Annotated in this window: 3 protein-coding genes and 2 rRNA genes (1 of these 5 only partly in view); 1 reads left to right on the forward strand and 4 read right to left on the reverse strand. The window is 42.9% G+C overall.

From position 1 onward, the window contains the following. Positions 1-13: 13 nt before the first annotated feature. Positions 14-1252: a M48 family metallopeptidase gene (locus tag B9A58_RS18755; RefSeq protein WP_084374407.1), complete on the forward strand. Its 1239-nt coding sequence runs from the start codon at positions 14-16 to the stop codon at positions 1250-1252. On the opposite strand, the gene B9A58_RS18760 is transcribed toward B9A58_RS18755, so the two are convergent. From B9A58_RS18760 to B9A58_RS18775, 4 genes are all read right to left on the reverse strand, one after another. Further along, positions 1245-2300 carry an NAD(P)H-dependent glycerol-3-phosphate dehydrogenase gene (locus B9A58_RS18760; protein ID WP_084374432.1) on the reverse strand — a complete coding sequence of 352 codons (1056 nt, stop codon included), beginning with the start codon at positions 2298-2300 and terminating at the stop codon, positions 1245-1247. The two genes, B9A58_RS18755 and B9A58_RS18760, sit on opposite strands and share 8 nt — an antisense overlap. Further along, positions 2278-3975 (reverse strand): 1-acyl-sn-glycerol-3-phosphate acyltransferase, encoded by a 1698-nt coding sequence (locus B9A58_RS18765; RefSeq protein ID WP_084374408.1) that lies wholly within the window; start codon positions 3973-3975, stop codon positions 2278-2280. The genes B9A58_RS18760 and B9A58_RS18765 overlap by 23 nt, the downstream gene beginning before the upstream one ends. Before the next feature lie 297 nt (positions 3976-4272). Continuing rightward, positions 4273-4384, reverse strand: a 5S ribosomal RNA gene (rrf, locus tag B9A58_RS18770). A gap of 181 nt (positions 4385-4565) precedes the next feature. Next, positions 4566-7031 (reverse strand): 23S ribosomal RNA (locus B9A58_RS18775) (it continues 418 nt past the right edge of the window).

The raw sequence follows: 7031 nt of genomic DNA on the forward strand, positions 1-7031 counted from the left end.
CAAAACAAAGCGCATGGATTATAAAACTATACTTTATCTTCTTATTGGCATTCTAACTTTTGATTTTTTGATCAATAAAGTCTTAGGCCTTCTAAATAATAAGAGCAGCAAGCAGCCCATTCCAAGTGAACTGGCAGGCATCTATAATGACGAAAAATATGCCACTTCTCAAACCTACCAGTCTGAGGTATTTAGATTTTCTATCATTAGTTCTACTTTCAGTTTTATTTTAATGCTTGCCATCCTATGGCTCGGAGGTTTTGGTTGGTTGGATGAATACCTGCGAGGTATAGCTCCTGTTGAGCCTTTAACTTCCTTGTATTTCTTTGGTGTGGTTTACATCGTTTCAGACCTAATCGGAATCCCCTTTGACCTTTATGGCACATTTGTAATTGAAGAAAGATATGGATTCAATAAAATGACTGTCAAGACCTACATTTTAGATAAAATCAAGGGTTATGCACTTACCCTAATTTTTGGTGGAATTATTGCCAGCTTATTTATTGTTTTGGTCATGTTTTTTGAAGAAAACTTCTGGATTTATTTCTGGGTGGCAATCAGTGTTTTTATGATTTTCATCAACATCTTCTATACTTCACTTATTATTCCTCTTTTCAATAAGTTGAGTCCATTAGAAGAGGGGGATTTGAAAACTGCCATCACCAACTATAGTCAAAAAGTGGGATTTCCTCTCAACAACATATTTGTCATAGATGGATCAAAAAGATCTTCCAAAGGCAATGCATTTTTTTCTGGTTTAGGAAAGAAAAAGAAAGTTGTACTCTACGATACACTCATAGAAAAGCATACAAATGAAGAATTGGTTGGCGTGTTGGCACATGAAGTGGGGCATTTCAAAAAGAAGCATATCATTTGGTCAATGCTTCTCAGCATATTGCAAACTGGCTTTATGCTATGGCTTTTATCTAAATTCATTTTTAGCAGTGAAATATCGTGGGCTTTGGGAGGCAATGTGACTGCACTTCATTTGAATGTGTTTGCATTTGCCATTCTCTTCTCTCCCATATCTATGATAATAGGCGTGTTTATGAATTTATTTAGTCGTAAAAATGAATATGAGGCTGATGAATATGCAGTTAAGACATACGATAAAAAACCATTAATAGCTGCACTGAAAAAACTGACTTCTGATAGTTTAGGAAATCTTACTCCTCATCCGTGGTATGAGTTCATGAATTACTCTCACCCTAGTCTGTTAAAGAGAATTAAAGCCATGAAGGCTATTAAATAAAGTCTATTTCAGATCTGAAGGGAAACTTCATGAAGTAGGTATAAGCTTCCTGAACACTCATTTCTCCCTCTATGATGTTGTGTAAGGTTTCTGTAATAGGGACGCGGATATTATAACTTTCTGCCAGCCTATTGATGATTTTGATAGTATTAACACCCTCAGCTACTTCTTCCATTGATGTGATGATATCATCCAATGACTCACCAGATGCCAGCCGAAACCCTACCGTAAAATTTCGACTCAGCTTAGAACTACACGTAGCTACTAAATCACCTACACCTGCCAATCCCAAAAATGCTTTTGTATTTCCTCCGAGCGCATTTCCAATATAAACCATCTCGACCATACCACGACTGATAAGCATGGCTTTGGAGTTCTCGCCCAAGCCCATGCCACTGATCATTCCCGTGCCAATGGCGATGATATTCTTTAGCACACCACACAATTCTATACCTATCAAGTCATTGCTGCCATAAACTAAGAATCGATCATTTTTCAAAAGTTTCTGCCCCTGATCAATCACTTCCTCAAAATGGCTAGCTACCACAGTAGCAGCTGGCTGTTTTTCTTCTATTTCTTTAGCCAGGTTTGGACCAGCCAGACAGCCAACCCTTAACACAGATGTTTCCTCCAAAATAACCTCACTCATGGTCTTGACATGCTTCCTGGAGAGTGGGTTTTTCTTGGATATTTCTTCTCCCTCAGCAACTGATAAGTCAAGGCCTTTCGTACCATGTATCAATATATGATAAGGTCTAAGAAAGGGCGACAGATCGCGTATCATTTGCCTAAAATTAGCAGAGGGAACAATCGGAAAAATTATCTCGCATCTGGTGCCAATGTCAGAGAGCTGATTGGTGATTTCTATATTGTCTGAAAGCACATGAGATCCTATGCTTCTATTTTGAGCGAATTGTTCGGCTTTACTCTTGTCACGAACATAGAGTAGCACAGCAGACTTTTCTGCCAGCATGTTGGCGATGGCTGTCCCAAAGCTACCAGCCCCGATTACACCTACTATCTTTTCAGAGGTACTTTTCGAGCTCATAGCCATCCAGCCTATTGTGATAATAATATAATAGGTTCATGTTATGGATCACGATATCTCCCTTCTTGGAAAAGCCCAAGGGTGGCTGTGCATGATACATGCCAAGATTCTTGATTCCATGCTTAATGATGTCATCTTTCTCCCGACTCAAGTGATCTGCCAATCCTACATCTCCAGCATCCTTCATCGCACGAAGTGCATCCAGCAAATTGGATAGGCCTGCTTTATAATCTTCATAAGGAATAACTAATTCATCATCTGACAATCTCAATAGGCCATACAAATCCAATGATGCATGCTTGCGTCCCAACATTCTAAAAGCTGTGAATGCGACCAAGTGACTTGAAAATACCCGATTGTGCTTATGAAATTCCTTGACAATTTTTTTACCTAAAATTCTATTGTATTCCTGTTCCCTTTGGGCATCTTCTGTAATCACTCCATTGGATTTGAAATAGTCCTTTAAGTCTATTTCATTACCATGTTTGTCCAAACTCTTTCCATTGATATCAACCTCATTACCAAGAACATCAAGCGCATTGCCTATGCTCACTGAAATATCAGATCCTCTGGTAAAGAACTTCATTAAGAATTTTGAAATTTTAAATGAAGTGGTGAACTCGTCGTTTTCTTCATAGTACCTTTCTTGCCCCTTACTCTTTAGGTAGTCATTGATTAAACTTGGAGCTTCGAGAACGAAATGGTAGTTAAGAGTGACTGGTACAATAAATATTTTTTTCTCGTCAGGATTATCTTCAAATTGGAAAATTTGCCGTTGAGCCTCTATGGTCGTACCCAATAACCCAAGCTTCAGCGCCTTTTCAATTTTACCGCTCCTAGATCGCGTTCCTCCAGGGAAAAACAAACTATGACACCCTTCCCTCAAAGCAATGGTAGAATATGATTTCAGACATTCTAGGTATATAGAATTCTTCTTACGTCTATCCACCTTGTAAGCACCCACACTATTCATAAAATAGGCGAACACTTTTAAGTTAAATAAATTTAAACCTGCTCCGTAAATAAATGGAGGTAAACCCAAAAACTGAATAATCCAGCCAATAAGCACAGAATCGATGTTGCTAAAATGTGTCGGTACCATAACTACTGTACCCAACTTAGCTAATTTTCTTAGCTGATCAACAGAACCTTTTATGTGTATCTTATCATCCAGATCCAGCTGATTACTGAATAATGACCAAGGTCCCTTGACGCGTGCAGCGTTAAGCAGCCGCCCGAAGCCCAATGTGACCAATGTACGTGCTACATGATAGTGAGATGGGTTGAAATTTCCTGCAATTTCATTCCCATAGCGATTCAAAATCTCTCGTAATATCTCTTTTAAATGCTGGTCTTGATCCTTTGTAGGCATGCCGTCCAACTTAACCACTCGTTGCTGCACGCCATCCCAAAAGTCATAGTCATCTTTGGGATCAACTTTCCACGGATGTTTTTTCGCGCGTTGTTTTTCTCGAAATGCAGTCATTTCAATCTCCTCTCGCAAGGTACGACCTCTATTGAGTGACAACATGTTATCAAAACTCTCTTCAACTACAAGCTGGATAAACTCATCTCGCTTTTTGGCCATCTGTACCACTGGCCAATTCTGTGTACTTTTTAGAATGGGTTTATATCTTGCCTTTTTGTTCCTTCTCCTTATCACCAGTGGCTTCATAGAATTAAATTAAAAAGGATGAACTCACATCCACCCTTTAGAATCGGCAAATTAATGAATTATATACGATTTATGGTGCCTTTAGGGCAATGATATTCAGTCTTTTGCACATGGCACAAAGGCAATCACAGTCCAAAGGTCTTGAAATGAAAGTTACGCGAGTAAAAAACCCAGCCCCAGTATTTAGTGGGCAGGACAGGTTTTGTATTTAATGAAAAAGGGGGCACAAAAAAAGGGTTACTGATTGCTCAATAACCCTTTGACCTGCCTTCGCTAAAGCTCTGGCAGATAAATAAAAACTGGCGACGACCTACTCTCCCGCGTATTACCGTAGTACCATCGGCGCTGAGTGGCTTAACTGCTCTGTTCGGAATGGGAAGAGGTGGACACACTCGCAATAATCACCATAAAATTTTACTATTCAAGATTTCAAATTTGAGATTTAAAATTCTTGAAAGAACAAAGCCTACTGCTCTGTTAAATTTCTTAAAGTCTATTCAATTTTGAATTTCTGATATCAAATATTGAATTCGCAAGCTACGCTTGCCCTTGACATGAATATTGTGAAAGAAAGAATGGTATAACACTGTTATAGAAAGTTTACAGGTAATTAGTACTACTCAGCTTTGACATTACTGCCTTTACACCTGTAGCCTATCAACGTCATCGTCTTTAACGACCTTTAAAAGAAATCTCATCTTGAGGAGGGTTTCGCACTTAGATGCTTTCAGCGCTTATCCTCACCGAACGTAGCTACCCGGCGGTGCAGTTGGCACCACAACCGGTAGACCAGAGGTTCGTCCAACTCGGTCCTCTCGTACTAAAGTCAGAGCCTCTCAAATTTCTTACGCCCACAACAGATAGGGACCGAACTGTCTCACGACGTTCTGAACCCAGCTCGCGTGCCACTTTAATGGGCGAACAGCCCAACCCTTGGGACCTTCTCCAGCCCCAGGATGTGACGAGCCGACATCGAGGTGCCAAACCTCCCCGTCGATATGAGCTCTTGGGGGAGATCAGCCTGTTATCCCCAGAGTACCTTTTATCCTTTGAGCGATAGCCCTTCCATACGGAACTACCGGATCACTATATCCTACTTTCGTACCTGATCGGCTTGTTGGCCTCACAGTCAAGCACCCTTATGCTATTGCGCTCTACGCACGGTTACCAAACGTACTGAGGGTACCTTTGAAAGCCTCCGTTACTCTTTTGGAGGCGACCACCCCAGTCAAACTACCCACCACACAATGTCTCCCGCCAGGCGGGATTAGGCATCAGATAAATAAAGGCTGGTATTTCACCAACGGCTCCACCATGCCTAGCGACACAGCTTCAAAGCCTCCCAGCTATCCTACACATCATTTACCCAATACCAATGTGAAGCTATAGTAAAGGTTCATGGGGTCTTTCCGTCCCGTTGCGGGTACGCGGCATCTTCACCGCGACTACAATTTCACCGAGCTCATGGCTGAGACAGTGCCCAGATCGTTGCACCATTCGTGCAGGTCGGAACTTACCCGACAAGGAATTTCGCTACCTTAGGACCGTTATAGTTACGGCCGCCGTTTACCGGGGCTTCAGTTCAGCGCTTCTCTCCGAAGAGATAACGCCCCCCCTTAACCTTCCGGCACCGGGCAGGTGTCAGGCCTTATACATCATCTTTCGATTTCGCAAAGCCATGTGTTTTTGTTAAACAGTCGCCTGGGCCTTTTCACTGCGGCCAGCCGAAGCTGGCGCCCCTTCTCCCGAAGTTACAGGGCCATTTTGCCTAGTTCCTTAGCCATGAATCACTCGAGCACCTCAGGATTCTCTCCTTGACTACCTGTGTCGGTTTACGGTACAGGTACCATATTCATAAGTTTAGAGGTTTTTCTTGGAAGTCTGATTAGGCGCATTATCCCGTCTCCCGAAGGATCAAGGTACTATCAGGTTCAGCTAGTCCGGCGGATTTACCTACCGGTCCAATACCTACACCCTTCAACGAACTATTCCGTCAGTTCGCAGCGCTTTCACTACTCCGTCACCCCATCACTGAGTATGGTAGTATGGGAATATTAACCCATTGTCCATCGACTACCCCTTTCGGGTTCGCCTTAGGTCCTGACTAACCCACGGCTGATTAGCATTGCCGTGGAAACCTTAGTCTATCGGTGTGCGGGTTTCTCACCCGCATTATCGTTACTTATGCCTACATTTGCTTTTCTATACGCTCCACCATGGCTCACGCCACAGCTTCAATGCAGAATAGAATGCTCCCCTACCAGTGTAATAAATTACAATTCTAAGCTTCGGTGATATGTTTGATGCCCGATTATTATCGATGCCCTGTCGCTCGACAAGTGAGCTGTTACGCACTCTTTAAAGGAATGGCTGCTTCCAAGCCAACCTCCTTGCTGTCTCGGCAACTGGACCGCCTTAGTTCAACTTAACATATACTTTGGGACCTTAGCTGTAGATCTGGGTTCTTTCCCTCTCGGACAAGGACCTTAGCACCCATGCCCTCACTGCGGAGTATATCTAACGGCATTCGGAGTTCATCAGGATTTGGTAGGATTTGACTCCCCCTAGTCCTATTGGTAGCTCTACCTCCGTCAGACTTAACCTCCACGCTGCTCCTAAAAGCATTTCGGGGAGTACGAGCTATTTCCCGGTTTGATTGGCCTTTCACCCCTACCCACAACTCATCCAAAGACTTTTCAACGTCAACTGGTTCGGACCTCCATTGCATGTTACTGCAACTTCATCCTGGTCATGGGTAGATCACCGGGTTTCGCGTCTACCTCCACTAACTATGGCGCCCTATTCAGACTCGCTTTCGCTCCGGCTACGCGACTTAATCGCTTAACCTTGCTAGTGAAGAGTAACTCGTAGGCTCATTATGCAAAAGGCACGCCGTCAGCACACTAAGTGCCTCCGACCGCTTGTAGGCGTGCGGTTTCAGGTTCTATTTCACCCCTTTATTCAAGGTACTTTTCACCTTTCCCTCACGGTACTGGTTCACTATCGGTCTCTCAGGAGTATTTAGCCTTACCGGATGGTGCCGGCAGATTCAAACG

The sequence above is a fragment of the Reichenbachiella faecimaris genome, from assembly GCF_900176375.1.
GTDB lineage: Bacteria > Bacteroidota > Bacteroidia > Cytophagales > Cyclobacteriaceae > Reichenbachiella > Reichenbachiella faecimaris.